The organism is Cellulomonas endometrii (genome assembly GCF_949769265.1).
In the GTDB taxonomy this organism is placed as follows: Bacteria; Actinomycetota; Actinomycetes; order Actinomycetales; family Cellulomonadaceae; genus Cellulomonas; species Cellulomonas endometrii.
The window spans coordinates 32113-59031 of sequence record NZ_CATKPC010000004.1 but is presented as its reverse complement, the minus strand read 5'-3'; the positions used below and the strand labels follow the sequence as shown (position 1 = coordinate 59031).

Annotated in this window: 30 protein-coding genes; 19 read left to right on the top strand and 11 right to left on the bottom strand. The window is 74.8% G+C overall.

Annotated features, from left to right (window positions below; genetic code table 11):
• Positions 1 to 146 precede the first annotated feature (146 nt).
• From QNH85_RS06215 to QNH85_RS06180, 8 genes are all read left to right on the top strand, one after another.
• Positions 147 to 1052, top strand: a complete 906-nt coding sequence (locus QNH85_RS06215) for a helix-turn-helix transcriptional regulator (protein WP_282945359.1) — start codon at positions 147 to 149, stop codon at positions 1050 to 1052.
• Position 1053: 1 nt separating this feature from the next.
• Entirely contained in the window at positions 1054 to 2496 is a 1443-nt protein-coding gene (gene sufB / locus QNH85_RS06210; protein WP_213282684.1) for a Fe-S cluster assembly protein SufB, read from the top strand.
• The gene (sufD, locus tag QNH85_RS06205) at positions 2496 to 3863 is read left to right on the top strand and encodes a Fe-S cluster assembly protein SufD (protein ID WP_282945358.1); all 1368 of its coding nucleotides are present in this window, start codon (positions 2496 to 2498) and stop codon (positions 3861 to 3863) included. Before sufB ends, sufD begins: the two co-directional genes overlap by 1 nt.
• Positions 3860 to 4189, top strand: coding sequence for a non-heme iron oxygenase ferredoxin subunit (locus QNH85_RS06200; RefSeq protein ID WP_282945357.1), 330 nt, complete (start codon positions 3860 to 3862; stop codon positions 4187 to 4189). The genes sufD and QNH85_RS06200 overlap by 4 nt, the downstream gene beginning before the upstream one ends.
• A 22-nt stretch (positions 4190 to 4211) precedes the next feature.
• Positions 4212 to 4976 carry a Fe-S cluster assembly ATPase SufC gene (gene sufC, locus QNH85_RS06195; protein ID WP_213282681.1) on the top strand — a complete coding sequence of 255 codons (765 nt, stop codon included), beginning with the start codon at positions 4212 to 4214 and terminating at the stop codon, positions 4974 to 4976.
• 118 nt (positions 4977 to 5094) lie between these two features.
• Positions 5095 to 6426, top strand: coding sequence for a SufS family cysteine desulfurase (locus QNH85_RS06190; RefSeq protein WP_282945356.1), 1332 nt, complete (start codon positions 5095 to 5097; stop codon positions 6424 to 6426).
• 25 nt (positions 6427 to 6451) lie between these two features.
• Positions 6452 to 6961, top strand: a complete 510-nt coding sequence (gene sufU, locus QNH85_RS06185) for a Fe-S cluster assembly sulfur transfer protein SufU (protein ID WP_282945355.1) — start codon at positions 6452 to 6454, stop codon at positions 6959 to 6961.
• The gene (locus QNH85_RS06180) at positions 6958 to 7323 is read left to right on the top strand and encodes a metal-sulfur cluster assembly factor (protein ID WP_282945354.1); all 366 of its coding nucleotides are present in this window, start codon (positions 6958 to 6960) and stop codon (positions 7321 to 7323) included. The genes sufU and QNH85_RS06180 overlap by 4 nt, the downstream gene beginning before the upstream one ends.
• Before the next feature lie 64 nt (positions 7324 to 7387).
• Here the strand turns inward: QNH85_RS06180 and ypfJ are convergent, their stop codons facing one another.
• Genes ypfJ through QNH85_RS06160 form a run of 4 tightly spaced genes read right to left on the bottom strand, consistent with a single transcriptional unit; the run spans position 7388 to position 10385 of the window.
• A complete protein-coding gene (ypfJ, locus tag QNH85_RS06175; RefSeq protein WP_282945353.1) occupies positions 7388 to 8293 on the bottom strand; it encodes a KPN_02809 family neutral zinc metallopeptidase in 906 nt (301 codons plus the stop codon).
• A 51-nt stretch (positions 8294 to 8344) separates the two neighbouring features.
• Positions 8345 to 8947: a CbiQ family ECF transporter T component gene (locus QNH85_RS06170; RefSeq protein WP_282945352.1), complete on the bottom strand. Its 603-nt coding sequence runs from the start codon at positions 8945 to 8947 to the stop codon at positions 8345 to 8347.
• On the bottom strand, positions 8944 to 9741 hold the full coding sequence (locus QNH85_RS06165) for an energy-coupling factor ABC transporter ATP-binding protein (RefSeq protein ID WP_282945351.1): 798 nt from the start codon (positions 9739 to 9741) through the stop codon (positions 8944 to 8946). The genes QNH85_RS06170 and QNH85_RS06165 overlap by 4 nt, the downstream gene beginning before the upstream one ends.
• Complete coding sequence (locus QNH85_RS06160) at positions 9738 to 10385, bottom strand: biotin transporter BioY (RefSeq protein WP_282945350.1); 648 nt, start codon at positions 10383 to 10385, stop codon at positions 9738 to 9740. Before QNH85_RS06160 ends, QNH85_RS06165 begins: the two co-directional genes overlap by 4 nt.
• Positions 10386 to 10648: 263 nt before the next feature.
• On the opposite strand from QNH85_RS06160, the gene QNH85_RS06155 reads away from it, so the two are divergent.
• On the top strand, positions 10649 to 12247 hold the full coding sequence (locus tag QNH85_RS06155) for an ABC-F family ATP-binding cassette domain-containing protein (RefSeq protein ID WP_213282675.1): 1599 nt from the start codon (positions 10649 to 10651) through the stop codon (positions 12245 to 12247).
• Positions 12248 to 12325: 78 nt separating this feature from the next.
• Here the strand turns inward: QNH85_RS06155 and QNH85_RS06150 are convergent, their stop codons facing one another.
• From QNH85_RS06150 to QNH85_RS06140, 3 genes are read right to left on the bottom strand one after another with little or no spacing between them, the layout of a single operon-like run.
• The gene (locus QNH85_RS06150; RefSeq protein ID WP_282945349.1) at positions 12326 to 13174 is read right to left on the bottom strand and encodes an SURF1 family cytochrome oxidase biogenesis protein; all 849 of its coding nucleotides are present in this window, start codon (positions 13172 to 13174) and stop codon (positions 12326 to 12328) included.
• Positions 13171 to 13458, bottom strand: coding sequence for a hypothetical protein (locus tag QNH85_RS06145; RefSeq protein ID WP_282945348.1), 288 nt, complete (start codon positions 13456 to 13458; stop codon positions 13171 to 13173). Before QNH85_RS06145 ends, QNH85_RS06150 begins: the two co-directional genes overlap by 4 nt.
• Complete coding sequence (locus QNH85_RS06140) at positions 13455 to 13901, bottom strand: DUF3099 domain-containing protein (protein WP_282945347.1); 447 nt, start codon at positions 13899 to 13901, stop codon at positions 13455 to 13457. The genes QNH85_RS06145 and QNH85_RS06140 overlap by 4 nt, the downstream gene beginning before the upstream one ends.
• A gap of 86 nt (positions 13902 to 13987) precedes the next feature.
• On the opposite strand from QNH85_RS06140, the gene QNH85_RS06135 reads away from it, so the two are divergent.
• Complete coding sequence (locus QNH85_RS06135; protein ID WP_282945346.1) at positions 13988 to 14683, top strand: helix-turn-helix transcriptional regulator; 696 nt, start codon at positions 13988 to 13990, stop codon at positions 14681 to 14683.
• A gap of 66 nt (positions 14684 to 14749) precedes the next feature.
• Here the strand turns inward: QNH85_RS06135 and QNH85_RS06130 are convergent, their stop codons facing one another.
• Positions 14750 to 15142, bottom strand: a complete 393-nt coding sequence (locus QNH85_RS06130) for a VOC family protein (protein WP_282945345.1) — start codon at positions 15140 to 15142, stop codon at positions 14750 to 14752.
• A gap of 178 nt (positions 15143 to 15320) precedes the next feature.
• Between QNH85_RS06130 and fabG the strand changes: the two genes are divergently transcribed.
• Genes fabG through QNH85_RS06115 form a run of 3 tightly spaced genes read left to right on the top strand, consistent with a single transcriptional unit; the run spans position 15321 to position 17399 of the window.
• Entirely contained in the window at positions 15321 to 16061 is a 741-nt protein-coding gene (gene fabG, locus QNH85_RS06125) for a 3-oxoacyl-ACP reductase FabG (protein ID WP_282945344.1), read from the top strand.
• Positions 16062 to 16096: 35 nt separating this feature from the next.
• Entirely contained in the window at positions 16097 to 16864 is a 768-nt protein-coding gene (gene fabI, locus QNH85_RS06120) for an enoyl-ACP reductase FabI (protein ID WP_213282668.1), read from the top strand.
• 19 nt (positions 16865 to 16883) lie between these two features.
• A complete protein-coding gene (locus QNH85_RS06115; RefSeq protein WP_282945343.1) occupies positions 16884 to 17399 on the top strand; it encodes a SixA phosphatase family protein in 516 nt (171 codons plus the stop codon).
• A 39-nt stretch (positions 17400 to 17438) separates the two neighbouring features.
• On the opposite strand, the gene serB is transcribed toward QNH85_RS06115, so the two are convergent.
• Both serB and glgC read right to left on the bottom strand, forming a co-directional pair.
• On the bottom strand, positions 17439 to 18083 hold the full coding sequence (gene serB / locus QNH85_RS06110; protein WP_282945342.1) for a phosphoserine phosphatase SerB: 645 nt from the start codon (positions 18081 to 18083) through the stop codon (positions 17439 to 17441).
• Positions 18084 to 18159: 76 nt separating this feature from the next.
• On the bottom strand, positions 18160 to 19401 hold the full coding sequence (gene glgC, locus QNH85_RS06105; RefSeq protein ID WP_213282667.1) for a glucose-1-phosphate adenylyltransferase: 1242 nt from the start codon (positions 19399 to 19401) through the stop codon (positions 18160 to 18162).
• 70 nt (positions 19402 to 19471) lie between these two features.
• Here glgC and glgA point away from each other — a divergent pair, with 70 nt between their 5' ends.
• Complete coding sequence (gene glgA, locus QNH85_RS06100) at positions 19472 to 20692, top strand: glycogen synthase (RefSeq protein ID WP_282945341.1); 1221 nt, start codon at positions 19472 to 19474, stop codon at positions 20690 to 20692.
• Between the two features lie 31 nt (positions 20693 to 20723).
• On the opposite strand, the gene QNH85_RS06095 is transcribed toward glgA, so the two are convergent.
• The gene (locus QNH85_RS06095) at positions 20724 to 21551 is read right to left on the bottom strand and encodes a hypothetical protein (protein WP_282945340.1); all 828 of its coding nucleotides are present in this window, start codon (positions 21549 to 21551) and stop codon (positions 20724 to 20726) included.
• A 55-nt stretch (positions 21552 to 21606) separates the two neighbouring features.
• On the opposite strand from QNH85_RS06095, the gene QNH85_RS06090 reads away from it, so the two are divergent.
• From QNH85_RS06090 to QNH85_RS06070, 5 genes are all read left to right on the top strand, one after another.
• On the top strand, positions 21607 to 22392 hold the full coding sequence (locus QNH85_RS06090; RefSeq protein WP_213282664.1) for an ABC transporter ATP-binding protein: 786 nt from the start codon (positions 21607 to 21609) through the stop codon (positions 22390 to 22392).
• Between the two features lie 133 nt (positions 22393 to 22525).
• On the top strand, positions 22526 to 23008 hold the full coding sequence (locus QNH85_RS06085; protein ID WP_213282663.1) for an NfeD family protein: 483 nt from the start codon (positions 22526 to 22528) through the stop codon (positions 23006 to 23008).
• A gap of 76 nt (positions 23009 to 23084) precedes the next feature.
• Positions 23085 to 24296 (top strand): SPFH domain-containing protein, encoded by a 1212-nt coding sequence (locus QNH85_RS06080; RefSeq protein WP_282945339.1) that lies wholly within the window; start codon positions 23085 to 23087, stop codon positions 24294 to 24296.
• Positions 24297 to 24432: 136 nt separating this feature from the next.
• Complete coding sequence (locus tag QNH85_RS06075) at positions 24433 to 25119, top strand: TetR/AcrR family transcriptional regulator (protein WP_282945338.1); 687 nt, start codon at positions 24433 to 24435, stop codon at positions 25117 to 25119.
• 27 nt (positions 25120 to 25146) lie between these two features.
• Entirely contained in the window at positions 25147 to 26880 is a 1734-nt protein-coding gene (locus QNH85_RS06070) for an ABC transporter ATP-binding protein (protein ID WP_282945337.1), read from the top strand.
• The last annotated feature ends 39 nt before the right edge of the window (positions 26881 to 26919 follow it).

Genomic DNA, 26919 nt, shown 5'->3' with positions numbered 1-26919 from the left:
TGAGGCGAACCTTGCTTGCCAGGACTTATTTCGGCAACAAGGATGTTGCCGATATCGGGAGCCCGCACCAGGGCCCCCGGGGGAGCGCGTGCCGGCAGGCGCGGGGATCCCCGACAGCCGCGCAGCAGCGATCCGGAGGTGTGTGCATGAGCCCGATCACGCCGGCACCCGAGCACGCCGCCCCGTCGCTCGACGCCGACTGTCCCACCGAGGCCCTGAGCACGGCCGCGGGCACCACCGTGATCGCCGCGGCGCCCTCCGCCGGACGGCACGCGGACGCCGACTCCGAGGCCGGGACCCGGCGCCGCGTGCTCGACCTGATCGTCGCCGACGGCCCCGTGTCCGCCGTCGAGCTCGCCGCCGCGCTCGACCTCACCGCCGCCGCCGTCCGCCGCCACCTGGCGGTGCTCGAGGGCGACCAGCAGATCGCCGTGCACGACGGCAGCGCCCACCCCGGCCCCGCGCGCCGCGGGCGCCCGGCCAAGCGCTACGTCATCACCGCCGCGGGCCAGGCCGCGCTGAGCCAGCAGTACTCCGAGCTCGCGTCGCAGGCGCTGCGGTTCGTGGCCGAGATCGGCGGCGCGGACGCGGTGCGCAGCTTCGCCGAGAAGCGGGTCCACGACCTCGAGGTCCGGCACGCCGACGCGCTCGCCGAGGCCGGCGACGACCCGGTGCTCCGGGCGCGGGTGCTGGCCGAGGGGCTGGCCCTCGACGGGTTCGCCGCGACCGCGCGCCCGGTCCCCGGCGGCCACGCGATCCAGCTGTGCCAGGGCCACTGCCCGGTGCAGGACGTCGCGACCGAGTTCCCCGAGCTGTGCGAGGCCGAGGCGCACGCCTTCTCGCGGATGCTCGGCGTGCACGTGCAGCGCCTCGCGACCCTCGCCCGCGGCGGTCCCGTGTGCACCACGAACATCCCGATCACCCCGGTCCGGCGCGCCGCGCCGGGCACGGCACCGGGCACCGCCGCGGCAGCGCCGCCGGTCCCACCGCCCACCGACACCCCCGCCCCCGACCCGAGCCCCCGCCCCGTGCCTCTCACGGAAGGACGATGAGATGACGACGACCGACACCGGCCGCCCCGCCGAGCCGATGACCCAGGACGAGGCGATCGCCTCGATCGGGAACTACGGCTACGGCTGGCACGACGCGGACACCGCCGGCGCCACGGCGCAGCGCGGCCTCTCCGAGGACGTCGTGCGCAACATCTCGGCGCTCAAGAACGAGCCCGAGTGGATGCTGAAGACGCGCCTGAAGGCGCTGCGCCTGTTCGACAAGAAGCCGATGCCCTGGTGGGGCGCGGACCTGTCGGGCATCGACTTCGACAACATCAAGTACTTCGTGCGGTCGACCGAGAAGCAGGCGACCTCGTGGGAGGAGCTCCCCGAGGACATCCGCAACACCTACGACCGCCTGGGCATCCCGGAGGCCGAGAAGCAGCGCCTCGTCGCCGGCGTCGCCGCGCAGTACGAGTCCGAGGTCGTCTACCACCAGATCCGCGAGGACCTGGAGGCGCAGGGCGTCATCTTCGTCGACACCGACACGGGCCTGCGCGAGTACCCCGAGCTGTTCGAGCAGTACTTCGGCTCCGTGATCCCCCCGGGTGACAACAAGTTCGCGTCGCTGAACACCGCGGTGTGGTCGGGCGGCTCGTTCGTCTACGTGCCGCCGGGCGTGCACGTCGAGATCCCGCTGCAGGCCTACTTCCGGATCAACACCGAGAACATGGGCCAGTTCGAGCGGACGCTGATCATCGCGGACGAGGGCTCGTACGTGCACTACGTCGAGGGCTGCACCGCGCCGATCTACCAGTCGGACTCGCTGCACTCCGCGGTGGTCGAGATCATCGTGAAGAAGAACGCCCGCGTGCGGTACACGACGATCCAGAACTGGTCGAACAACGTCTACAACCTCGTGACCAAGCGGGCGACCGCGGCCGAGGGCGCGACGATGGAGTGGGTCGACGGCAACATCGGCTCCAAGGTCACCATGAAGTACCCGGCGATCTACCTGCTGGGCGAGCACGCCCGCGGCGAGACGCTGTCCATCGCCTTCGCGGGCGAGGGCCAGCACCAGGACGCCGGATGCAAGATGGTGCACGCGGCGCCGCACACGTCGTCCTCGATCGTGTCGAAGTCGGTGGCGCGCGGCGGTGGCCGCACGTCGTACCGCGGCCTCGTGCAGGTGCTGGAGGGCGCGAGTCACTCCGCGAGCAACGTGCTCTGCGACGCGCTGCTGGTCGACCAGATCTCGCGCTCGGACACCTACCCGTACGTCGACGTCCGCGAGGACGACGTGTCGATGGGTCACGAGGCGACGGTCTCCCGCGTGAGCGAGGACCAGCTGTTCTACCTGATGTCCCGCGGCATGACCGAGACGGAGGCCATGGCGATGATCGTGCGCGGGTTCGTGGAGCCCATCGCGCGGGAGCTGCCCATGGAGTACGCCCTCGAGCTGAACCGCCTGATCGAGCTGCAGATGGAAGGGGCCGTCGGCTGATGTCGACCACCACACCGACCGAGTCCGGCGCGCCCGCCGGCCTGTCCACCGACCACTCCCGCGCGACCGCCGACGGGGCCCACAGCCACGGCGTCGGCGGCGTCCCGCAGTCGTCCCGCGCGGCCCGCGCCACCTCGTTCGAGGTCGCGGACTTCCCGGTGCCGTCCGGGCGCGAGGAGGAGTGGCGGTTCTCGCCCGTCGACCGCCTGGCCCCGCTGTTCGCCCCCGAGTCCGGCCGGCTGACCGGCCACGGCGTCCTCACCACGGTCGTGAACGCGCCCGAGGTCGAGGTCGAGATCGTGGACCGCGACGACGCGCGGCTGGGCCGGGCCGGCGAGCCCGGCGACCGGGCCGCGGCCGTGGCCTGGGCGTCGTTCCCGCGCGCCACCGTCGTGACCGTCCCGACCGAGGCGGTCGCGTCGACCGTCACCTCGGTGCGCGTCGAGGGCGTCGAGGGCCAGCTCGAGCCGACCGGCAGCCACCTGCTGGTGCACGCCCAGCCGATGTCCGAGGCGACGGTCGTCATCGACCACGTCGGCTCGGCGCTGCTGACCGAGACGGTCGAGGTCGTGGCCGAGGACGGCGCGCACCTCACGGTCGTCTCCGTGCACGACTGGGACCCGGGCACGGTGCACGCCGCCGCGCACCGCGTGAAGCTCGGCCGCAACGCCACGGTGAAGCACATCGTCGTGACGCTGGGCGGCGACGTCGTGCGGATCACGCCGGACGCCGAGTTCGCCGGCGAGGGCGGCTCGGTCGAGATGCTCGGCGTGTACTACGCCGACGCGGGCCAGCACCAGGAGCAGCGGCTGTTCGTCGACCACGCGGTGCCGAACTGCAAGTCCCGGGTGGCCTACAAGGGCGCGCTGCAGGGCGAGGGCGCGCACACCGTGTGGGTCGGCGACGTGCTGATCCGCGCGGCGGCCGAGGGCACCGACACCTACGAGCTCAACCGCAACCTGGTCCTCACGGACGGGGCGCGCGCGGACTCCGTGCCCAACCTCGAGATCGAGACGGGCCTCATCGAGGGCGCGGGCCACGCCAGCGCCACCGGCCGGTTCGACGACGAGCAGCTGTTCTACCTGCGCGCCCGCGGCATCCCGGAGACGGACGCCCGCCGCCTGGTGGTGCGCGGCTTCTTCGCCGAGCTGATCAACCAGATCGGCGTGCCGGAGATCGAGGAGCGGCTGATCGACGCGATCGAGCGCGAGCTGGCGCAGTCGATGTCGGAGTTCTCCGGTGCGGCCGTGGTCACCGGCGGCGACCTCGCGAGCGACATCACGCCCGAGACGGACGGCGAGCGCGCCATCCTGAACGAGCCGGCGTCGGTCACCTCGCTGCGCCCCGTCGAGGACGGGACGGCATGACCGCTCAGCTCGCCTGCATGACCTCCGACGTCCCCGAGGCCGGCACGTTCCGTGTCGAGCTCGAGGGGCCGTCCGGCGTCGTCGAGGTCGCGGTCGTCCGCGACGAGGACGGCGCGCTGCACGCCATCAGCGACATCTGCTCGCACGGCGCGGTCTCGCTGTCCGACGGCGAGGTCGAGGGCTGCACGGTGGAGTGCTGGCTGCACGGGTCGCGGTTCGACCTGCGCACCGGCGAGCCGCTGGGCCCCCCGGCCGTCCGCCCCGTCCCCGTCTACCCCCTGACCGTCGACGGCGAGCGCGTGCTCGTCGACGTCGACGGCGCCTGAGCTTCCCGAGGAGAACCTGAGCATGTCCACCCTGGAGATCCGCGACCTGCACGTCAGCGTCGAGACGAAGGAGGGCCCCAAGCCCATCCTCCGCGGCGTCGACCTCACCATCGGCAGCGGCGAGACGCACGCCATCATGGGCCCGAACGGCTCCGGCAAGTCGACCCTGGCGTACTCGCTGGCCGGCCACCCGAAGTACGAGGTGACCTCCGGCACCGTGACGCTCGACGGCGAGGACGTCCTCGCGATGTCCGTCGACGAACGCGCCCGCGCCGGCCTGTTCCTCGCCATGCAGTACCCGGTCGAGGTGCCGGGCGTGTCGGTGTCGAACTTCCTGCGCACCGCCAAGACCGCGATCGACGGCGAGGCGCCGCCGCTGCGCAGCTGGATCAAGGACGTCACCGTCGCGATGGACAAGCTGCGCATGGACGCGACGTTCGCCGAGCGCTCCGTCAACGAGGGCTTCTCCGGCGGTGAGAAGAAGCGCCACGAGATCCTGCAGATGGAGCTCCTGAAGCCGCGGTTCGCCATCCTCGACGAGACCGACTCCGGCCTGGACGTCGACGCGCTGCGCATCGTGTCCGAGGGCGTGAACCGCGTGAAGGAGAACTCCGAGATCGGCGTGCTGCTGATCACGCACTACACGCGCATCCTGCGCTACATCAAGCCGGACTTCGTCCACGTGTTCGTCGACGGGCGCGTGGCCGAGGAGGGCGGCCCGGAGCTGGCCGAGCGGCTGGAGAACGAGGGCTACGACCGGTTCCTGACGTCGGGCGCGTCCGCCTGACGACCGGGCCGGACCCGGGCCGGGACGGCAGCACGACTGCCGTCCCGGCCCCACCCCCGAGGGCGACGGGGCACGACGCGACCGCACGGGACCGACGAGCAGGGACGAGGACGACGAGATGACCGACACGCTGGACCGGACCTCGGGCGCCGACGGCGCCGCCGGCGCGCCCACGCTGGGTGCCGCCGAGCTGGCCGCCGTGCGGGCGGACTTCCCCCTGCTGCAGCGCACGGTCCGCGACGGCCGCCCGCTGGTCTACCTGGACTCCGGGGCCACGTCCCAGAAGCCGGACGTGGTCCTCGACGCCGAGCAGGACTTCTACACGCAGCGCAACGCCGCGGTGCACCGCGGGGCCCACCAGCTCGCCGAGGAGGCGACCGAGGCCTTCGAGACGGCGCGCCACCAGGTCGCCTCGTTCGTGGGCGTCGCGGACGACGAGCTGATCTGGACGTCGAACGCGACGGCCGGCCTGAACCTCGTGGCGTACGCGATGTCGAACGCGACGCTCGGCCGGGGCGGCGAGGCGTCGCGGCGGTTCGCGCTCGCGCCGGGCGACGAGATCGTCGTCACCGAGGCCGAGCACCACGCGAACCTGGTGCCGTGGCAGGAGCTCGCCGCCCGCACCGGCGCGACGCTGCGCTGGCTCGGCGTCGACGACGACGGGCGCATCCGGGCCGACGACCTCGACACCGTCGTCACCGACCGCACCCGCGTGCTGGCGTTCTCGCACGCGTCGAACGTCACCGGCGCGATCACGCCCGTCGAGCGGTTCGTCGCCCGGGCCCGGGAGGTCGGCGCGCTGACCGTGCTGGACGCGTGCCAGAGCGTCCCGCACCTGCCGGTCGACCTCGCCGCCCTGGGCGTCGACTTCGCCGCGTTCTCCGGGCACAAGATGCTCGGCCCCACCGGCGTCGGCGCGCTGTACGGCCGCCGCGAGCTGCTGGAGGCCATGCCGCCCGTGACCACCGGCGGCTCGATGGTCGAGGTCGTCACCATGGAGGCCACGACGTACGCCCCGCCGCCGCGCCGGTTCGAGGCCGGCACCCAGATGGTCTCGCAGGCCGTCGGCATGGGCGCCGCCGCGACGTACCTGGCCGAGCTCGGCATGGACGCGGTCGCCGCCCACGAGCGGCACCTCGCCGGGCTGCTGCTCGACGCCGTGGCGTCCGTGCCGGGCGTGCGGGTGATCGGCCCCACCGAGAACCGCGACCGGCTCGCGACCGTGTCGTTCGTCGTCGACGGGGTGCACGCGCACGACGTCGGCCAGGTGCTGGACGACGCGGGCGTGGCCGTCCGGGTCGGGCACCACTGCGCGCAGCCGCTGCACCGCCGGTTCGGGGTGGCCGCCACGGCCCGCGCGTCGGCAGCCGTCTACACGACGGACGAGGAGATCGCGGTGTTCCGGGAAGCACTGGCGGGGGTCCGGACGTTCTTCGGACTGGAAGACTGAGCGCCATGCACGAGGACGGACACCGATGAGCACCGGCTCCATGGAGCAGCTGTACCAGCAGCTGATCCTCGACCACGCCAAGCACCCCGCCCACCGCGGCGCCCAGGAGGCGTTCGACGTCGAGGTGCACCACGTCAACCCCACCTGCGGCGACGAGGTCACCCTGCGGGTGCGGCTCGACGCGGGGGAGTCCGGCTCGCCGGTGATCGGCGAGCTGACCTGGACCGGTCAGGGCTGCTCGATCTCGCAGGCGTCCGCCTCGGTGATGTCCCAGGCGGTGTCCGGCGCGTCCGTCGAGGCGGCGATGGCGATGTCCGCCGACTTCCGCGAGCTGATGGACTCCCGCGGCGTGCTGCCGGAGAAGTTCGAGGACGACCGGCTCGACCAGGCGCTCGAGGACGCGGTCGCGTTCGTCGGCGTCGCCCGCTACCCGGCCCGCATCAAGTGCGCCCTGCTCGGCTGGGCCGCCATGAAGGACGCCGTGGCCCAGGCCGCGGCGCAGACCACCCAGACCACTCAGGAGGAGGGGCGATGAGCGACACGACCGCACCCCAGGCGACCGGCCAGGCCGACGCCACCGGTGCAGCGCCCGCGAACGTCGCGGACATCGAGGAGGCGCTCCGGGACGTCATCGACCCCGAGCTCGGCATCAACGTCGTCGACCTCGGGCTCGTCTACGGCATCGCCGTGGAGCCGAACCGGCACGTCACGATCGACATGACTCTCACGTCGGCGGCCTGCCCGCTGACCGACGTCATCGAGGACCAGGCCGGCTCGTCCCTCGAGGGGCTCGTCGACTCGTTCCGGATCAACTGGGTCTGGATGCCGCCGTGGGGCCCGGAGAAGATCACCGACGACGGCCGCGCGATGATGCGGGCCCTCGGGTTCAACATCTGACGCACGTCACCGACGGCCGGTCGCCCCGCGGGGTGGCCGGCCGTCGTCGTGCCCGGGGGCGCCGTCAGGGGTTGGCGACGGCGAACGTGTCGCACGCCGCGAGGCTGCCCTGCTCGTAGCCGGTGGTGAACCACCGCTGGCGCTGCTCGCTCGAGCCGTGGGTCCAGGTGTCCGGGTCCACGCCCCCGCCGGACTGCTGCTGGATGTGGTCGTCGCCGACGGCGGCCGCGGCGGACAGCGCGTCGGCGAGCTGCTGCCGGCTGATCGGCTCCAGGAACGTCACGCCGGTGTCGGGGTCGACCGTCGTGGCCGCGTGCCCCGCCCACAGGCCGGCGTAGCAGTCAGCCTGCAGCTCGACGCGCACGGAGTCGGAGTCGTCCCCGGTCCCGGAGCGGTCCGCGCGGTCGAACACGCCGGTGAGCTGCTGGACGTGGTGCCCGTACTCGTGCGCGACCACGTACATCTCCGCCAGCGAGCCGCCGGACGCCCCGAACCGCGAGGACAGCAGGTCGTAGAACGACAGGTCCAGGTAGATGGTGCGGTCCGGCGGGCAGTAGAACGGCCCGGTGCTCGCGGACGCCGCCCCGCAGCCGGTGTCGGTGGCCGCGGTGAACGAGACCACGCCCGGCTGCACGTCGGCCTCCGCCACCTGCAGCCCCGCCGCGGGCAGCGCGTCGGTCCAGTACGCGTCGAGGGACTGCACCGTGGCCGAGAGCCGGCACTCGCGCTCGGCGTTCGCCTGCTCGGCGGTGCAGGCGCCGATCTCGCTCACCTGCTCCCCCGCGGAGCCGCCCCCGCCGCCCGTGGCGCCGGAGAAGAGCTGGCCCGGGTCGCCGCCGAGCAGCACGACCAGCGCCACGAGCACGAGGCTGCCGATCCCCCCGCCCACGGCGACGCCCCGGCCGCGGCCCCCGCCGCGGCGGGAGGTCACGCGTCCGCCCTCGAACCGGCCACCGTCCTGGAACGTCATGTGCGGGAACGTAACCGCGCCCGCGGCGGTCCGCGCGTCGAGACGGTCGGCTCAGTCGACGATGCCGCGCGCCGCCAGCGCCTCGCCGAGGTCGCGCGCGCGCCCGACGACCCGCAGGACCGCCGGCGTCAGCCACACGCGCGGGTCGCGCTCCAGGCCGCGGGCGCGGGCGGCGTCGCGGACCTCGTGCACGGTGCGGGCGATCTCCGGGACCGTCCGCAGGACCAGCGCGACCGCGACGGCGACCACGTCCGGGGGCAGCCCGAGGCGGCGCAGGGGCCGGGCCGCGCGGGTGAGCGCGTCCAGCATCCGGTCGGCGGGCGTCGTGGCCGTCACGACGGCGGCGGCCAGCACCAGCGTGAGCAGGTCGGCCACCACCTCCACCGCCGGCGCCCACCCGCGCGCCCACGCCTGGTACGCGCCGGCGAGGACCGCGGTGACGAGCACGGGCAGCAGACCGCGGAGCGTCGCCCGCGGCGGCAGGGCCGCGAGGAGGGCGGCGAGCAGCACCGCGGCCAGGAGGCCGAGCGCCGCCGGGACGCCGTGCGTGAGCACCACGGCGCCGCCGAGCAGGGCGAGCGCACCGAGTTTCGCACCGACGGGCGCCCCGTCCAGCGGCGTGCGCGCGGTGCGGTGCGCGCCGAGGAGCGTCACGCGAGGTCGTCGCTTCCGGTCGAGGTCGTCCCGTGGGACGGACGACCTCGAGCAGGACTGACGACCTCGCCGCCGGAGGCGCCGGTGACGGGCGCGGACATCAGGGCCCGGTAGGCGGCCAGCGTCGTGGCGGGTGCGCCGTCGTGGACGACGCGGCCCCCGTCCACGACGAGCACGCGGTCCGCGCGGGCGGCGGCGTCGAGGTCGTGCGTGACCTGGACGACCTGCTGCGGCAGCCCCGCCAGCAGCTCGTGGACCACCTGGCGCCAGCGCAGGTCCAGCAGGGTGGTGGGCTCGTCGCAGACCAGCACCGCCGGCTCGGTGGCGAGCACCGCGGCGAGCGCGAGCAGCTGCCGCTGGCCGCCGGACAGCGCCCGGACCGGGACGTCCGCGCGCTCCGCCAGGCCGACGCGGGCGAGCGCCTCACGGGCGCGGGCGTCGCGCTCCCGGGCGGGCACCCCGAGCCGCCGCAGGGACAGCGCGACGTCCTCGACGGGGGTCGGCATGACGATCTGCGCGTCCGGGTCGGTGAACAGGAAGCCCACCCGGCGCCGCACGGCCGCGCCGTCCCGGGCGGTGTCCAGCCCGTCGACGCGCACCGTGCCAGCCGACGGCAGCGTCAGGCCGTTCAGCAGCCGGGCGAACGTCGACTTGCCCGAGCCGTTGGCGCCGACGACCGCGACCCGGTGCTCCGTGAGGGTGCACGTGACCGGGCCGAGCAGCGTCACGACGCTCTCGCGGCCGCGCGGCCCGGGGGCGTACGCGGTGACGACGGCGCCGTCGAGCGCGATCACCGGCCGCGCAGCAGGTCCGGGAACGCGCGCAGCGCGGCGGCGGCCACGACGGCGGCCAGCGCGTTCTTCACCAGGTCCCCGGGCAGGAACACCGCGCCCGCGGCGAGCGCCTCGGAGGGGGACAGGCCCAGCCGCCAGCCCATGACCGCGATCCCGAGCGGGTGCACGGTCAGCAGCGTCGCCGCGGCCGCCGCCCCGAACAGCGCGGGGACCCGCCACCGCGGCCGCACGCGACGGGCCAGCAGGCCGAGGGCGCCCGCCACCGCGGCGGCGAGCGGGAACGCGAGCAGGTAGCCCGCCGACGGGCCGCCGAGCACGCCCAGGCCGCCGACGGCCCCGGAGAACACCGGCAGCCCGGCGAGGCCGACCGCGACGTAGAGGAGCAGCGCCAGCGCGCCGCGCCGCGGGCCGAGCACCAGGCCCGTCAGCACGACGCCGAACGTCTGGAGCGTGATCGGCACCGCGCCCCCGGTGGGGATCGCGGGCAGCACCGCGCACACCGCGACGAAGGCGGCGAACGTGGCGACCAGCGCGACGTCGGTCGCGCGCGAGCTGCGGGTGACCGGGACGGGCAGGACGGCGGCGGCCGTCGCGCCGGCGGGCGCCCCGGACGGCACGGCGTCGGGGCGGGGCGTGTCGGACATCGGCTGCCTCGCAGAGGGTCGGGTCGGGACGGTACGCGGTCACGCTAGCCGCCGCCCGGGGCCGCGTCGTTCGTCGCCGGGGCCAACGCGCGGGCCGCGCCGCTGTGGGTTCCGGCGAACGCCCGCAGGGGTGCCGCGGGAATTCTCGTCGTCGGTGCCGCGCTGGCCCTCGTAGAATGGCGGGCGTTTGTGCCGACTCTGCGACGACGCGCGCGGCGAATCAGCGGTCCGCGCGGTGCACGGCGGAGGGACGAGGGAACCAAGTGATCACAGCCCAGGGCGTCGAGCTGCGCGTGGGAGCGCGCGTGCTCCTGTCATCGGCGACCTTCCGGGTCGCGCCGGGCGACCGGATCGGCCTGGTCGGGCGCAACGGCGCCGGCAAGACCACGCTCACCAAGACGCTCGCGGGGGAGGGCCAGCCCAGCGGCGGCACGATCTCCCGGAGCGACGACGTCGGCTACCTGCCGCAGGACCCGCGGTCCGGTGACCTGTCCACCCTCGCGATGCACCGGGTGCTGTCGGCCCGCGGCCTGGACGAGGTCGTCGCGGCGATGCGGGAGACCGAGCTCGCGATGGCGTCGGCCGACGACGAGACCCGCGAGGCCGCCATGGAGCGCTACTCGCGGCTCGAGGCCCGGTTCACCGCCGGCGGGGGCTACGCCGCCGAGAGCGAGGCGCACCGCATCACGTCCAACCTCGGCCTGGACGACCGGGTGCTGGGCCAGCCGCTCGGCACGCTGTCCGGTGGCCAGCGCCGCCGGGTCGAGCTCGCGCGGATCCTGTTCTCCGGCTCGGGCACGCTGCTGCTCGACGAGCCGACCAACCACCTCGACGCCGACTCGATCGCCTGGCTCCGGGACTACCTCAAGGTCTACCCGGGCGGGTTCATCGTGATCAGCCACGACGTCGAGCTGCTGCGCGCGACCGTGAACAAGGTGTTCCACTTGGACGCCAACCGCGGCGAGCTCGACCAGTACAACCTGGGCTGGGACGCGTACGTCCAGCAGCGCGAGACGGACGAGAAGAGCCGGCGCCGCGAGCGGGCCAACGCCGAGAAGAAGGCCTCGGTGCTGCTCGCGCAGGCGGACAAGATGCGGGCGAAGGCCACCAAGGCGGTCGCCGCGCAGAACATGGCCCGCCGGGCCGAGCGGATGCTCGCCGGCCTCGACGAGGTCCGGGTGTCCGACAAGGTCGCCAAGCTGCGGTTCCCCGAGCCGGCGCCCTGCGGCAAGACCCCGCTCACCGCGGCGGACCTGTCGAAGTCGTACGGCTCGCAGGAGGTGTTCGCGGGCGTCGACCTGGCGATCGACCGCGGCTCCCGCGTCGTCGTGCTCGGGCTGAACGGCGCCGGGAAGACCACGCTGCTGCGGATGCTCGCGGGCCTGCAGGAGTCGGACACCGGCGAGGTGAGGGCGGGGCACGGGCTCAAGCTCGGGTACTACGCCCAGGAGCACGAGACGCTCGACATGGACCGCACCGTCGTCGAGAACCTCCGGTCGTCCGCGCCCGACCTCACGGACACCCAGGTGCGCTCGGTGCTCGGGTCGTTCCTGTTCTCGGGCGACGACGCCGACAAGCCGGCCGGCGTGCTGTCCGGCGGCGAGAAGACCCGCCTGGCGCTCGCCGCCCTGGTCGTGTCCTCGGCGAACGTGCTCCTGCTCGACGAGCCCACCAACAACCTCGACCCGGCCAGCCGCGAGGAGATCCTCGCCGCGCTGCGCGGGTACACCGGCGCCGTGGTGCTGGTCAGCCACGACGAGGGCGCGGTCGAGGCGCTGCAGCCGGAGCGCGTGGTGCTGCTGCCCGACGGCGACGAGGACCTCTGGAACCCGTCCTACCTCGACCTCGTCACGCTCGCCTGAGCTGGCACCGCCCCCCGGTGGAACGTCCGGACCGACACGCCGACGGTGTGTCCGTCCGGATGTTCCACCTGAGACGGCTCAGCGGGACTGGGAGTCGATCAGCGCGTCCTCGGTCTCCTCGTCCGACGGTCGGCGGCGGCGCGGTGCCACCGGCGGCACCGGGGCGCGCGGCGTGCTGCCGTCGCCGGCGGCCGCGCCCTCGAGCAGCTCCCGGCGGGCCAGCCAGCCGAACGCGACGAGCGACCCGACCGAGAACGTCCACCACTGGAACGCGTACGACAGGTGCGAGCCGGGGTCGACGCTCGGCTCGGGGAGCGCGCCCAGGCGCTCGGCGGCCGCCGGGTCCTCGTCGACGACCGCGCCGTAGCCGCCGTACGACTCCGCCTCCGACCCGCCCGCCGCCAGCACCTGCGCGACGTCGATCGCCTGGACCTGACCGGCGGGCGCCGACCGGTCGCTGGCGGGCTCGTCCGCCCGCAGGTGCGCGGTGACCGTGACCTCGCCCGGCGGCGGCTCGGGGACGGCGACCTCGCCGCTCGCGTCGTCGTCCCAGGCGACCCAGCCGCGGTCGACGACCAGCACCGAGCCGTCCGCGAGCTCCAGCGGCACGAGCACGTGGAACCCGGGCTGGCCGTCGACGGGCCGGTTGCGCAGCAGCACCGCGGCGTCGGCGTCGTAGGTGCCGGTGACCGTCGCCTGCCGCCAGACGTCGCCCGGGTCCAGGACGGCGCCGGGCTCGGGCAGCAGCTCGCCGAGCGGCACGGCGTCGGCGGCGAAGTTCTGCTTCACCAGCTGGATCGCGGCGTCACGGGCGACGTGCCGGTGCCACTGCCACCGGCCCAGGAAAACGCACGCGACGGACACGGCGACCGCCACCAGCACCAGGCCGACCGCGCGGCGCGCGGCGGGGTTGCCCCGGAGCGTCATCGCAGCCCCGGTGCGCCGGGGAAGCCGGGGAGCCCCAGCCCCGGCCGCTGCCCCTGCTCCACGCGCGGCAGGTCCGCGACGGGCACGGTGTCCTGCCAGAACGCGCGCACGCGCAGGTACTCCTCGAGGTGCTCGCGGTGCTCGTCGCACGCGAGCCACACCTTCCGGCGGTCCGGGGTGTGCAGCTTCGGGTTGTTCCACAGCACCCCCCAGGTCGCCTCGGCGCGGCAGCCGCGGGCGCTGCAGATCAGGTCGTCGACGGCGTCGGGTGCCGCGGCGGTCATCGGGGTCCTCCGGCGGGGTGGTCGCGGGGCTCGTCGTCCGGCCGGGTGGGGTGGTCCGGTCGGTGGGGTCGTCGGGTGGGGCGGGCGCCTCGGGTGGCGCGGGCGCCTCGGCACGGGACCGGCCGGGGAGCGGCTGGCCACGGCGTCGCCGCGGGTCCCGCGTCGAGCATCGGCGGGGGCCCCGGGACGGGCCCGGCGTCGCGGCGCTCACGCCCCGCGTTCGCGAACAGCACGGCGGAGTACGGCAGCACCACGGCCCCGACGATCAGGACGAGGCTGACCCACATCGGCACGTACTGCCAGAGCAGCACGGCCAGCAGGAAGCAGACGATCCGGATGCCCATCTGGATCAGGTACCGCCGCTCGCGCCGCGCCTGGTCGGCGGCGAGGGGTTCGGGCGCGCTCGTGATGCTCTGCGCCGCGTCGGGGGTCCGCCTGCTCACACCTGATCGTAGGCGCCGCCCGCGGGTCCGGCGCGCTCCCGGCGGCACCTGGCGGCCGTGTCGGGGGCGCCCGCGATACTGCGGGCATGTACGTCGAGAGGCCGTCGCGCGGGGTGCCCGGCGCGGTGGCGTGGTCGGTGTCCGCGGCCGCGGCCGGCGGTCGCGTGCTGCCCGACGGCTGCATGGACCTCGTGTGGGCGGACGGCCGGCTCCTGGTCGCCGGGCCGGACACCCGCGCGCACTCCGCGGCCCCGGTCGCGCCCGGCAGCCCGGTGCTGGGCGTGCGGCTCCCGCCCGGCGCCGCACCCGTGCTGCTCGGCGTGCCCGCCCGGGCGCTGCGCGACCAGCGGCCGGACCTCGCGGACGTGTGGGGCGCCCGGGTCGCCCGCCCGTGGCTCGACGCGGTGGCCGAGGGCGGGGTCGCGGCGCTCGAGCGACGCATCGCGGCGCGGCTGGCGGAGCGCGGGGGGCGACCCGCGGACGTCGCGGCGGTCGCCCGGCTCGTCGGTGCCGGCATCGGGGCGGCCGAGGTCGCGGACCGGGCCGGCGTGACCCCGCGGACCCTCCACCGCCGGTGCCAGGACGCGTTCGGGTACGGGCCGCGCACGCTCGCGCGCGTGCTGCGGCTGCAGCGGGTGCTGCCCCTGCTCGACGCCGGGATCCCGCTGGCCGACGTCGCGCAGCGCGCGGGGTACGCGGACCAGCCGCACCTGTCGCGCGAGGTCCGGGCGCTCACCGGCCGGTCGCCCGCGGCCCTCGCGTCCGACCGCGCGGCGGGCTAGCAGCCGCCGGGCAGGCAGCCGCCCGGGCCTGACCCCGCCCGGGCCGGCCGGGGTCAGGCGCTGGGGTCAGGCGGTCGCGGCGAACAGGTCCACCGCGGTGCCGTCCGGGTCGTGGAGGACGGCGTAGCGCTGGCCCCAGACGGCGTCCCACGGCGGCAGGTGCCCGGCGAAGCCCGCGTCGACCATCCGCGCGTACGTGGCGTCCACCTCCGCGGGGTCGGCGCACGCGAAGGCCAGCGCGGCGCGGTGCCCGCCGGCCGGCGGCTGCCAGCCCGGGTCGAAGGAGCGCACGACGTCGACGGTGTCCCACGCGAGGCGCAGGCCGCCGGGCAGGGCCACCTCCACGTGCGGCGCGGCGTCCGCGTCGGCCGGCACGTCGAGGCCGAGGGCCCGGTAGAACGCGAGCGTGCGGGGCAGGTCGGTGGCGACGAGCCCGATGAGGTCCAGGTGCGGTGTCATGCCCCGACGGTAGGGCCGGCGCCCGCCGCGGGTCGTGAACGTTTCGGACACGCCCGCCGGTCCTGCTGCCCGGCGGCGAGCGGACCGGCGCCTTGTGCGAACCGGACAACCGGGGCGCGCCAACCTGTGCCGCGCCGGTGCACCGCCGTCGCGGGGGCGTCGGCTAGCGTCGACTTCCGTGTCCGAGACCTCGCAGACCACCAGCCCCCGCCCGGAGCCGCGCAGCGTGCTCGTGACCGGCGCCAACCGCGGGATCGGCCGCGCGATCGCCGAGCGGTTCCTGGCGAACGGCGACAGGGTCGCCACCCTGGCCCGCAGCGGCGGCGCCCCGGACGGCGTCCTGACCGTGACGGGCGACGTCACCGACACGGCGTCCGTGGACGCGGCGTTCGCGGAGGCCGAGGCGCAGCACGGCCCGGTCGAGGTGCTCGTCGCGAACGCGGGCGTGACCCGCGACGGCCTGCTCATGCGGATGAGCGACGAGGACTTCGAGCAGGTGCTCGACGTGAACCTCACGGGGGTGTTCCGCTGCGTGCGCCGGGCCTCCAAGGGCATGATCCGCCTGCGCCGCGGCCGCATCGTGATGATCGGCTCGGCGGTCGGCCTGTACGGCAACGCGGGCCAGGTCAACTACGCGGCGACGAAGGCCGGCCTGGTCGGCATGGCCCGGTCCGTCACACGCGAGCTCGGCGCCCGCGGCATCACGGCGAACGTCGTCGCGCCGGGCTTCATCGAGACCGCCATGACCGCCGAGCTCCCGCAGGACCGCCAGGACGCGTACCTGTCCTCCATCCCGGCGGCGCGGTTCGGCGCGGTCGACGAGATCGCTGCGGCCGTGGAGTTCCTCGCGTCGCCCGCCGCCGGCTACATCTCCGGCGCGGTGCTGCCCGTCGACGGCGGCCTCGGCATGGGCCACTGACCTCCCTCACCCCGAACGAACGGAACGGAACCACCATGGGTCTCCTCGACGGCAAGAAGCTCCTCGTCACCGGTGTCCTCACCGACGGCTCCATCGCCTTCCACGTCGCGCGCCTCGCGCAGGAGGAGGGCGCCGAGGTCGTGCTCAGCTCGTTCGGCCGTCAGTTCCGCCTGACGCAGGCGATCGCGCGCCGGCTGCCGAAGGAGGCGCCGGTCGTGCAGCTCGACGTCACCGACGCGGACGACCTGGCCGCGCTCGGCGACCGGGTCCGCGAGCACGTCGACCACCTGGACGGCGTCGTGCACTCGATCGGCTTCGCGCCGCAGTCCGTCATGGGCGGCAACTTCCTCGCCGCGCAGTGGGCCGACGTGGCGACCGCGCTCGAGGTCTCCGCGTTCTCCCTGAAGTCGCTCGCCACCGCCACGCAGCCGCTGCTCACGAACGGCGGCTCGATCGTCGGCCTCACGTTCGACGCCCGGTTCGCCTGGCCGGTCTACGACTGGATGGGCGTCGCCAAGGCCGCCTTCGAGTCGACCTCCCGCTACCTGGCGCGCGACCTCGGCCCGTCCGGCATCCGCGTGAACGTCGTGTCCGCCGGCCCGATCCGCACCACGGCCGCGAAGTCCATCCCCGGCTTCGAGTCGATGGAGGGCGGCTGGGACGGCCGCGCGCCCCTGGGCTGGGACGTCCACGACCCGGAGCCGACCGCCCGCGCGGTGGCCGCGCTGCTGTCCGACTGGTTCCCGAAGACCACCGGGGAGATGGTGCACGTCGACGGCGGCGTGCACGCCATGGGTCAGTAGTCGTGCGACGCTGGTGCGCGTGAATCCCGCGCACCAGCTCGTCCTGCTCCGCCACGCCAAGGCGGAGCACCCGGCCTCCCTCGACGACCAGCTCCGCCCGCTCGCGCTCGCGGGGCGCAAGCAGGCCTCCGAGGTCGGCGTCGCGCTCGCGGCGGCCGGCGTCGTGCCGGACGTGGTGCTGGTGTCCTCGGCCGTGCGGACCCGTCAGACGTGGGACCTGGTGCGCGCGGGTCTGGGCCTGCCGGCCGAGGCCGCGCGGCTGAGCGACGAGCTCTACACCGCCGGCGTGCGCGCGCTCGTCGGCCTGCTGCGCGAGGTCGAGGAGTCCGCGGGCACCGTCCTGGTCGTCGGGCACGAGCCGACCGTCTCGCAGACCGCCGCCGCGCTGGCCGGGCCGGGGTCGGACGAGGCAGCGGTCGCGCAGGTGCGGGTCGGGGTCTCCACGGCGGCGTACAGCCTGCTCGACGTGCCCGGGCCGTGGGCGGAGCTGGTGCCCGACGCCGCCCGGCTGCTGCGCGTGGTCGCCCCCGCCTGACGCCGCGGCTGCCGCCCGGAGGGCGCGCCGGCCGGAGAGTCAGCGGAACGGCGGCAGGTCCAGGACCGCGTCGAGGCGGTCGCGGACGACGGCGTCGGCCTGCTCGCACACCACCGGCTTGGCGTTGAACGCGATGCCGAACGCCGCGGTGGCGAGCATGTCCAGGTCGTTGGCGCCGTCGCCGATCGCGATGGTCCGGTCCAGGGGGATCCCGGCATCGGCGGCGTACTCGCGCAGGGTGCGGGCCTTCACCGCGCGGTCCACGACCTCGCCGGCGACCCGGCCGGTGAGGGCGCCGTGCTCCACCTCGAGGGCGTTCGCGTGGAACCGGGGGATGCCGAGCCGCTCCGCCAGCGGCGCGACGACCTCCACGAACCCGCCGGACACCAGCCCGACGGGCCAGCCGCGGCGGTCCAGCTCGGCGAGCAGCTCCACGGCGCCGGGGGTCACGACGACCTCGTCCAGCACCTCGGCGAACACCGAGACGGAGAGCCCGGCCAGCGTGGCGACCCGGGCCCGCAGCGACTCGGTGAAGTCCAGCTCGCCGCGCATGGCCCGCTCGGTGATCTCCCGGACCTCGTCCTGCGACCCGGCGTGCGCGGCCAGGAGCTCGACGACCTCCTGGGTGATCAGCGTCGAGTCGACGTCCATGACGACGAGGCGGGGCGGTCGCGGCTGGCTCACCCGGGCAGGCTACCGAGGCCGCTCACGCCGCCGCGCGGGCGTCCACGGCCGGCGGACGCCCGCGCGGCCGGGCGTGTCAGAGCTCGACGACCGCGCCCTTCGGGACGACCGTGATGCCCGACTCGGTGACGGTGAAGCCGCGGGCCTCGTCGTGCTCGCGGTCGATGCCGACGCGGGCGCGCTCCTGGACCACGACGTTCTTGTCGAGGATCGCCCGGTGCACCTGCGCGTACCGGTTCACCTGGACGCCGTCCATCAGCACCGAGTCCGTGACCTGCGCCCACGAGTGCAGGTACGTGCCGGGCGACAGCACCGAGCCGGAGACCGTGGCCCCGGAGACGATGACGCCGGGGGAGACGATCGAGTCGGCGGCGTGCCCGAGGCGACCGGCGCCGGCGTGCACGAACTTGGCCGGCGGGAGCCCGGTGTACCCGGTGTAGACCGGCCACTCGTCGTTGTACAGGTTGAACACCGGCTCGATCGAGATGAGGTCCTGGTTCGCGTCGTAGTACGAGTCCAGGGTCCCGACGTCGCGCCAGTACTGCCGGTCCCGGTCGGTGGAGCCGGGCACGTCGTTGTGGATGAAGTCGTAGACCGCCGCGGTCCCGCGCTCGACGAACGCCGGCACGAGGTCGCCGCCCATGTCGTGCCGGGACGTCGGGTTCTCGGCGTCCTCGGTGACGGCCCGGATCAGGGCGTCGGTGTTGACGACGTAGTTTCCCATCGACGCGAGGATCTCCTGCGGGGAGTCCGGCAGCGCGACCGGGTCGGACGGCTTCTCGCGGAACGCGGCGATCTTCGTCGGGTCCGACGGGTCGGTCTCGATGACGCCGAACTGGTCGGCCATCCCGATGGGCTGCCGGATGCCCGCGACGGTCATCTCGGCGCCGGTGGCGATGTGCTGGTCCACCATCTGCGAGAAGTCCATGCGGTACACGTGGTCGGCGCCGACCACGACGACGATGTCGGGCCGCTCGTCGTCCAGGATGTTGAGGCACTGGTAGATCGCGTCGGCGCTGCCGAGGTACCAGTGCTTGCCGACCCGCTGCTGCGCGGGCACGGGGGAGACGTAGTTGCCCAGCAGGGTGGACATGCGCCAGGTCTTCGAGACGTGCCGGTCGAGGCTGTGCGACTTGTACTGGGTCAGCACGACGATGTGCAGGTACCGCGAGTTGACGAGGTTCGACAGTGCGAAGTCGACGAGGCGGTAGATGCCCCCGAACGGCACGGCCGGCTTGGCGCGGGCGGCGGTCAGCGGCATGAGCCGCTTGCCCTCTCCACCTGCGAGGACGATTGCCAGGATGCGCGGCGCTGCCATGCCCTGACCCTAGAGCCACGACCGGGTGCTCGGCGAGGCGAACGGGAGGTTCCGCGCTAGCGTGTCGCAGGTGAGAGTCGACCTGCTGACCCGCGAGTACCCCCCGCACGTCTACGGCGGCGCCGGTGTGCACGTCGCGGAGCTCGCCGCGGTGCTGCGGCGCAGCGTCGACGTGCGGGTGCACTGCTTCGACGGGCCGCGCGACGAGCCGGGCGTCACGGGCTACGACGTGCCGTCGGCGCTCGCGGACGCGAACCCCGCGCTGGCGACGCTCGGCGTGGACCTGTCGATCGTCGACGGCGTCGGCCGCGGCGACGGCCCGGCGACCGACCTCGTGCACTCCCACACCTGGTACGCGAACCTCGCCGGCCACCTGGCGTCGCTGCTGCACGGCGTCCCGCACGTGGTCTCGGCGCACAGCCTGGAGCCGCTGCGCCCGTGGAAGGCCGAGCAGCTCGGCGGCGGGTACGCGCTGTCGTCGTGGGCGGAGCGGACGGCGTTCGAGTCCGCGGCCGCGGTCATCGCCGTGAGCGCGGGCATGCGCGAGGACATCCTGCGCTGCTACCCCGCGATCGACCCGGAGCGGGTGAAGGTCGTGCACAACGGCATCGACCTGACGGGCTGGCGCCGGCCGGAGACGGACGACGAGTGGGCCGCGGCCCGCGCGGTCGCGGTGGAGAACGGCATCGACCCCGACCGCCCCGCCGTGGTGTTCGTCGGGCGGATCACCCGGCAGAAGGGCCTGCCCTACCTGCTGCGCGCGGCCGAGCAGCTGCCGCCCGAGGTGCAGCTGGTGCTGTGCGCCGGGGCGCCGGACACGCCGCAGATCATGGCCGAGGTCACCGGGCTGGTCGAGCAGCTGCGGGCGCGGCGCGAGGGCGTGGTGTGGATCGAGCGGATGCTGCCCCGCCAGGAGCTGGTGTCCGTGCTCGCGACCGGGACGGTGTTCGCGTGCCCGTCGGTCTACGAGCCGCTCGGCATCGTGAACCTGGAGGCGATGGCCGTGGGGCTGCCCGTGGTGGGCACCGCGACGGGCGGCATCCCCGAGGTCGTCGACGAGGGCACCACCGGCTGGCTCGTGCCGATCGAGCAGGTGCAGGACGGCACCGGCACGCCCGTCGACCCCGACCGGTACGTCGCCGACCTGGGCGCCGCGCTCGCGGAGGCCGTGTCCGACGCCGAGCGCGCGCGGGCGTGGGGCGTCGCGTCGCGCCAGCGGGTGGAGGACCACTTCTCGTGGGACGCCATCGCCGAGCGGACGCTGGACGTGTACCGCTCCGTCCTGCGCTGACGCCCGCGCGGGCTGAGCGGCTGCGCGGCGCTCAGGCCCGCCGCGGGTCCGGCGCGTCCGCCGCCGGGTGCGTCGCGACGGCCAGCGCCCGGCGCGCGGCCCGGTCGACGTCCCGCAGGGCGCTGTGCCGCTGGTCCGCCTGCCAGAGGTTCACCGCGGCGCCGTCGTCGGACGTGGCGATGTCGACGATGGCGCGCAGGCGCAGGGCCGACCCGATCACGCGCACCCGCCGGGGCTCCAGCCCGGGCGGGAGCACGCCCAGCGCGTCGGGGGTCGACCGCAGCGCGGCGATCTGCTCTGCGGCGTCGGGCCGCCACCGCGCCACGTCCAGCGAGACGAGCGCCTCGGTCGCCCGGGTCAGGGCCGTCGCGAGCTCCCGCTCCGCCTCGGCGAGCGTGCCGACCTGGCCGACCAGCGCCTGGCGCCACGGCGGCACCGCGTGCAGCTGCCAGGTCACCAGGTGGCCCACCTCGAGCGCGCTGCCGAACTGCTCCACTCCGGGGACCGCCGCGAAGTCGCCGTCGGGCGTGCTGACCAGGACGGCCTCGCCGGCCTCCTGCGCCGGGCCCGCCACCGCCGCGGGCGCACCGGCGGGGTCGCCGGGGGCCGGCAGCACGGCGGCGACCGTGCGCGGGCCGCTCGCCCACGCCGCGACGAGGTCGGCGAGGGTCGCGCCGCCGCGGGGCTCGCCGGAGCCCAGCCCGGGCACGCCCGCCTCCGGCACGGTCACCCGGTGCGGCTCGTCGTCGCCCTGCACCGCGTCGAGCGTGCGCTGCACCGGCCCGGACCCGGCGCCGGGCTCGGCGAGCCAGAGCGCGAGCAGCACGGAGCGGGGCAGGGCGAGGGAGGTGCGGTCCACGCCACCAACGTACGACCACGTCCCGGCGCTCCCGGGCAGCTAGGGTCTGGTGTCCATGACCGACGTGCTCCACCTGCAGGACGTGACCATCCGGCGCGGCACCACGACGATCCTCGACGCGCTGTCCTGGACGGTCCGCGAGGGCGAGCGCTGGGTGGTGCTGGGGCGCAACGGCGCGGGCAAGACGACCGTGCTCCAGGTGGCCTCCGGGCGGATGCACCCGACCTCGGGGACGGCGGACCTGCTGGGCTCCCGGCTCGGCCGGGTCGACGTGTTCGAGCTGCGACCGAGGATCGGCCTGGCCAGCGCGGCGCTCGCGGAGCGGATCCCGGGCGGGGAGATCGTCCGCGACGTCGTGCTCACCGCGGCGTACGGCGTCACCGGCCGCTGGCGCGAGGCGTACGAGGACGTCGACGAGTCCCGCGCGACCGACCTCATGGCGGCGTTCGGCGTCGAGCGGTTCGCGGACCGGCGGTACGGCACGCTCAGCGAGGGGGAGCGCAAGCGCGTGCAGATCGCGCGGGCCCTCATGAGCGACCCGGAGCTGCTGCTGCTCGACGAGCCCGCCGCGGGCCTGGACCTCGGGGGGCGCGAGGAGCTGGTGAGCGCCCTGGCGGAGCTGGCCGCCGATCGCCGCTCGCCCGTGCTCGTGCTGGTCACGCACCACGTCGAGGAGATCCCGCCGGGCTTCACCCACCTGCTGCTGCTCGCGGACGGCCGGGTGCACGCCGCCGGGCCGGTCGACGAGGTGCTGACGAGCGAGAACCTGTCCGGCGCGTTCGGCACCCCGCTGCGCGTCGAGAAGACCGACGACCGCTGGACGGCGCGCGGCTCCCGCTGACGCCGGCACCGCCCCGCGGACGGTTTCCCCTCGTCGAGGTCAAGAAATCGTCTAGGATCGGTGGTGAGCGGCGTGGCGTCGCCGCCGACGACGACGGTGCCGGACGGGCACACCCCACGGAAGGGGGCCGACGATGGGCTGGTTGTGGTGGCTCGGTGGCGCGCTGCTGTTGGGCGTCGCGGAGATGTTCTCGCTCGACCTGATCTTCCTCATGCTCGCGTTCGGCGCGCTCGGAGGTGCCGCCGCGAACGCGCTCGGTGCGCCGCTCGCGGTGCAGATCGTGGTCGCCGCGGTGACGTCGCTGCTCATGCTGTTCGCGCTGCGGCCGTTCCTGCTGCGGCGCCTGCGGGAGCGCACCCCGCTCGTGGAGACGAACTCCGCCGCCCTGGTCGGTCGCTCGGCCGTGGTGGTCGCGCCGACCGACGTCGCCGGCGGCCGCGTGAAGCTGGCGGGCGAGGTGTGGTCGGCGCGCGCGCTGGCCGACGGGGAGTCCTTCCCGGCCGGCACCGAGGTCCGCGTGGCGCGGATCGACGGCGCCACCGCGGTGGTCGCGGCGGCCGACCGGCCCGCGACGGCCGACGGGTCGGGTCCGCCCGGCGCGCCCGCCGGCATCTGAGACGACGGGCGCGACCGACCGGTCGCGCCTGGAGGAGGACGGCCCGGGTGACGGGCCGGTGCAGGGAGGAGACGCAGTGGACGACCCGAACGTCGGCGCGATCGTGGGATGGGTGTTCCTGGGCATCCTGGCGGTCTTCGTCGTGGTGACCCTGGCGCGTGCCGTGCGCATCGTGCCGCAGACCGTCGCGCTCCTGGTGGAGCGGCTCGGCCGGTACAACCGGACGCTGGACGCCGGCCTGCACCTGATCATCCCGTTCGTCGACCGGGTCCGTGCGGGCGTCGACCTGCGCGAGCAGGTGGTGTCGTTCCCGCCGCAGCCCGTGATCACCTCCGACAACCTGGTGGTCAGCATCGACACCGTCATCTACTTCCAGGTGACGGAGCCGAAGTCGGCGGTCTACGAGATCGCCAACTACATCACCGGCATCGAGCAGCTGACGGTCACCACGCTCCGCAACGTGATCGGCTCGATGGACCTCGAGCAGACCCTGACCAGCCGCGACCAGATCAACGGCCAGCTCCGCGGCGTCCTCGACGAGGCGACCGGCAAGTGGGGCATCCGCGTGAACCGCGTCGAGCTGAAGAGCATCGACCCGCCCGCCTCCGTCCAGGGCGCGATGGAGCAGCAGATGCGCGCCGAGCGCGACCGCCGTGCCGCGATCCTCACCGCGGAGGGCGTCAAGCAGTCGCAGATCCTCACCGCGGAGGGCGAGAAGCAGGCCGCGATCCTGCGGGCCGAGGGCTCCGCGCAGGCGGCCATCCTGTCCGCCGAGGGCGAGTCCCGCGCGATCCTCCAGGTCTTCGACGCCGTGCACCGCGGCGACGCCGACCCGAAGCTCCTCGCGTACCAGTACCTGCAGGCGCTGCCGAAGCTGGCGGCCACCCCGGCGAACAAGGTGTGGATCGTGCCGTCCGAGCTGACCGGCGCGCTCGGGCAGTTCACGAAGGGCTTCGCCGGCGCGTTCGGCGGCTCGGGGGACGACGAGGGCGCGGCCACGGAGGCGCGGCCCGCCGGGTCGTCGCCGCTGAGCCCGCAGGACCTGCCGCCGATCGCGCTGACCGACCCCAAGGAGGCGCTGGCCGAGGCCCGGCGCGAGTCCGAGGCCGCGACCGCCGACGCGACGAGCGCCGGCACGTTCAGCGGCCGGCCGTTCGACCCGGTCGCGGAGGCGGGCCAGCGCCCGCGCCCCGGCACCTCGGCCCCCGCGCAGCCGCCGGTGCCGCCGGTGCCGCCCGTGCCGCCGGCGGAGCCCGACGCGGGGCAGGCCGCGCCGCCCGCCCCGTGACGGTGCGGGCGCCCGGCCGCTGACCCCGGCGCCTGCACGGCGACGCCCGCCGCGCACCCGCGCCGGCGGGCGCCGTCGTGCGCGGGGACGCGGCGGTGACTGGACGAGTGAGTGCTCACTCACTTAGGGTGGCGGCGTGGAGGAGCCCCGAACCGGTCGCGCGCGGCCGATGAGCCGCGACGAGCGTCGCGACGCCATCGCCGTCGCGACGATCCCGCTGCTCGAGCGGCACGGCTCGCAGGTGTCGACCCGGCAGATCGCCCTCGCCGCCGGCGTCGCCGAGGGCACGCTGTTCCGGGCTTTCGACGACAAGGTCGAGCTGCTGACGGCCGCGGCCTCGCGCGCCCTCGACCCGGCCGCCGGCGTCGCGGAGATCGACGCCCTGCCCCGCGCCGGCGGTCTCGCGGCGGAGCTCACCCAGGTCGCCGAGGTCGTCGCCGCGCGCGGGCGGCGGGTGCGGCGCGTGATGTTCGCGGTGCACGGGGTCCTCGCGTCGGAGGAGGGTCGCCGGGCGGCCGCCGTCCGGGGGGCGCGCGGCGCGGACGTCCTCGGCCGCTCCCTCACCGGAGGCCCCGGCACGCCGCACGCGCTCCCGCACGGGCCGGGCCGGGACGTGCGGCTGCGCGCCCTGACGGAGTCGCGCGCCGCGATCGCCCGGCGGCTGGCGCCGTACCGGGACGAGCTGCGCGTGGAGCCCGAGCGGGTCGCCCAGCTCCTGCTCGCGACGATCATGGGCCAGGGGCCGCCGCTCGTGCCGGAGGAGGCCGAGCTCGCCGTCGCCGACCTGGTGGACGTCCTGCTGCACGGCGCCGCCCGCACCTGACCGCACCCCGCACGCACCGGGAGTCCCATGCTGCTCCGCCTGCTCCGCGAGTACCTGCGGCCGTACCGCTCGCAGGTCGCGTCCGTGCTGCTGCTCCAGCTCGCGCAGACCATCGCCACGCTGTACCTGCCGAGCCTGAACGCCGACATCATCGACAAGGGCGTCGCCGTCGGCGACACCGGCTACATCCTGCGGATCGGCGTCCTGATGCTCGGCATCAGCCTGCTCCAGGTCCTGTGCTCGATCCTGGCCGTCTACTTCGGCGCGCGCGTCGCGATGTCGTTCGGCCGGGACCTGCGCGAGGGGCTGTTCACCCACGTGCAGGAGTTCTCCGCCCGCGAGGTCGCGCAGTTCGGGGCGCCCTCGCTCATCACCCGCACGACCAACGACGTGCAGCAGGTGCAGATGGTCGTGCTGCTGACGTTCACGATCATGGTGATGGCGCCGATCATGCTGGTCGGCGGCGTCGTCCTCGCGCTCCAGGAGGACGTGGCGCTGTCCCGGCTGCTGCTCGTGGTCGTGCCGGTGCTGGGCGTCGTCGTCGGGCTGATCGTCAGCCGGATGGTGCCGTACTTCCGCGTGATGCAGCAGCGGATCGACGGGATCAACCGCGTCATGCGCGAGCAGATCACCGGGCTGCGGGTCATCCGGGCGTTCGTGCGGGAGCGGCGGGAGGCCGAGCGGTTCGGTCAGGCCAACGACGCGCTGTTCGACACCTCGCTGCGCGTCGGCCGGCTGATGTCGCTGATGTTCCCGGTCGTCATGCTCATCATGAACGTCACCAGCGTCGGCGTGCTGTGGTTCGGGGCCGGGCGGATCGACGCGGGGGAGATGCAGGTCGGGGCCCTGACGGCGTTCCTCAGCTACATCATGTACATCCTGATGGCGGTCATGATGTCGACGATGATGTTCGTGATGGTGCCCCGGGCCGTCGTGTCCGCGGAGCGCATCGCGGGGGTCATGGACACCGAGTCGTCCGTCGTCCCGCCGGCCGCACCCGTCCGGCTCGCGCAGCCGCGGGGGCGCGTCGAGCTGCGGGACGTCGAGCTCCGGTACCCCGGGGCGGAGCGTCCGGTGCTGCACGGGGTCGACCTGGTCGCCGAGCCGGGGGAGACCACCGCGGTGATCGGCTCCACCGGGTCGGGCAAGACGACGCTGGTCAACCTGGTGCCCCGCCTGTTCGACGCCACCGGCGGCAGCGTCCTGATCGACGGGGTCGACGTCCGGGACATCGCCCCGCAGGACCTCTGGCGGCTGATCGGGCTGGTGCCGCAGCGCCCGTACCTGTTCAGCGGCACGGTCGCGTCGAACCTCCGGTACGGGAACCCCGACGCCACCGACGACGACCTCTGGCACGCGCTCGAGGTGGCGCAGGCCCGGTCCTTCGTCGAGGAGCTGCCGGAGCGGCTCGACGCCCCGATCGCGCAGGGCGGCACGAACGTGTCCGGCGGGCAGCGCCAGCGGCTGGCCATCGCGCGGGCGCTGGTCAGCAAGCCGGCGATCTACCTGTTCGACGACTCGTTCTCGGCGCTCGACTACGCCACCGACGCGGCGCTGCGGACCGCGCTCGTGCCCGAGACCCGGCACGCCGCGGTGATCGTCGTCGCGCAGCGGGTGGCGACCATCCGCGACGCCGACCGGATCGTGGTGCTCGAGGAGGGCGCGGTGGTCGGCACCGGCACCCACGCGGAGCTGATGGCGAGCTGCCGGACCTACCAGGAGATCGTGTTCTCCCAGATCAGCGCGGAGGAGGCGGCGTGAGCGCCGAGGACGAGGCCCGCACCGAGACCGCACCCGCCG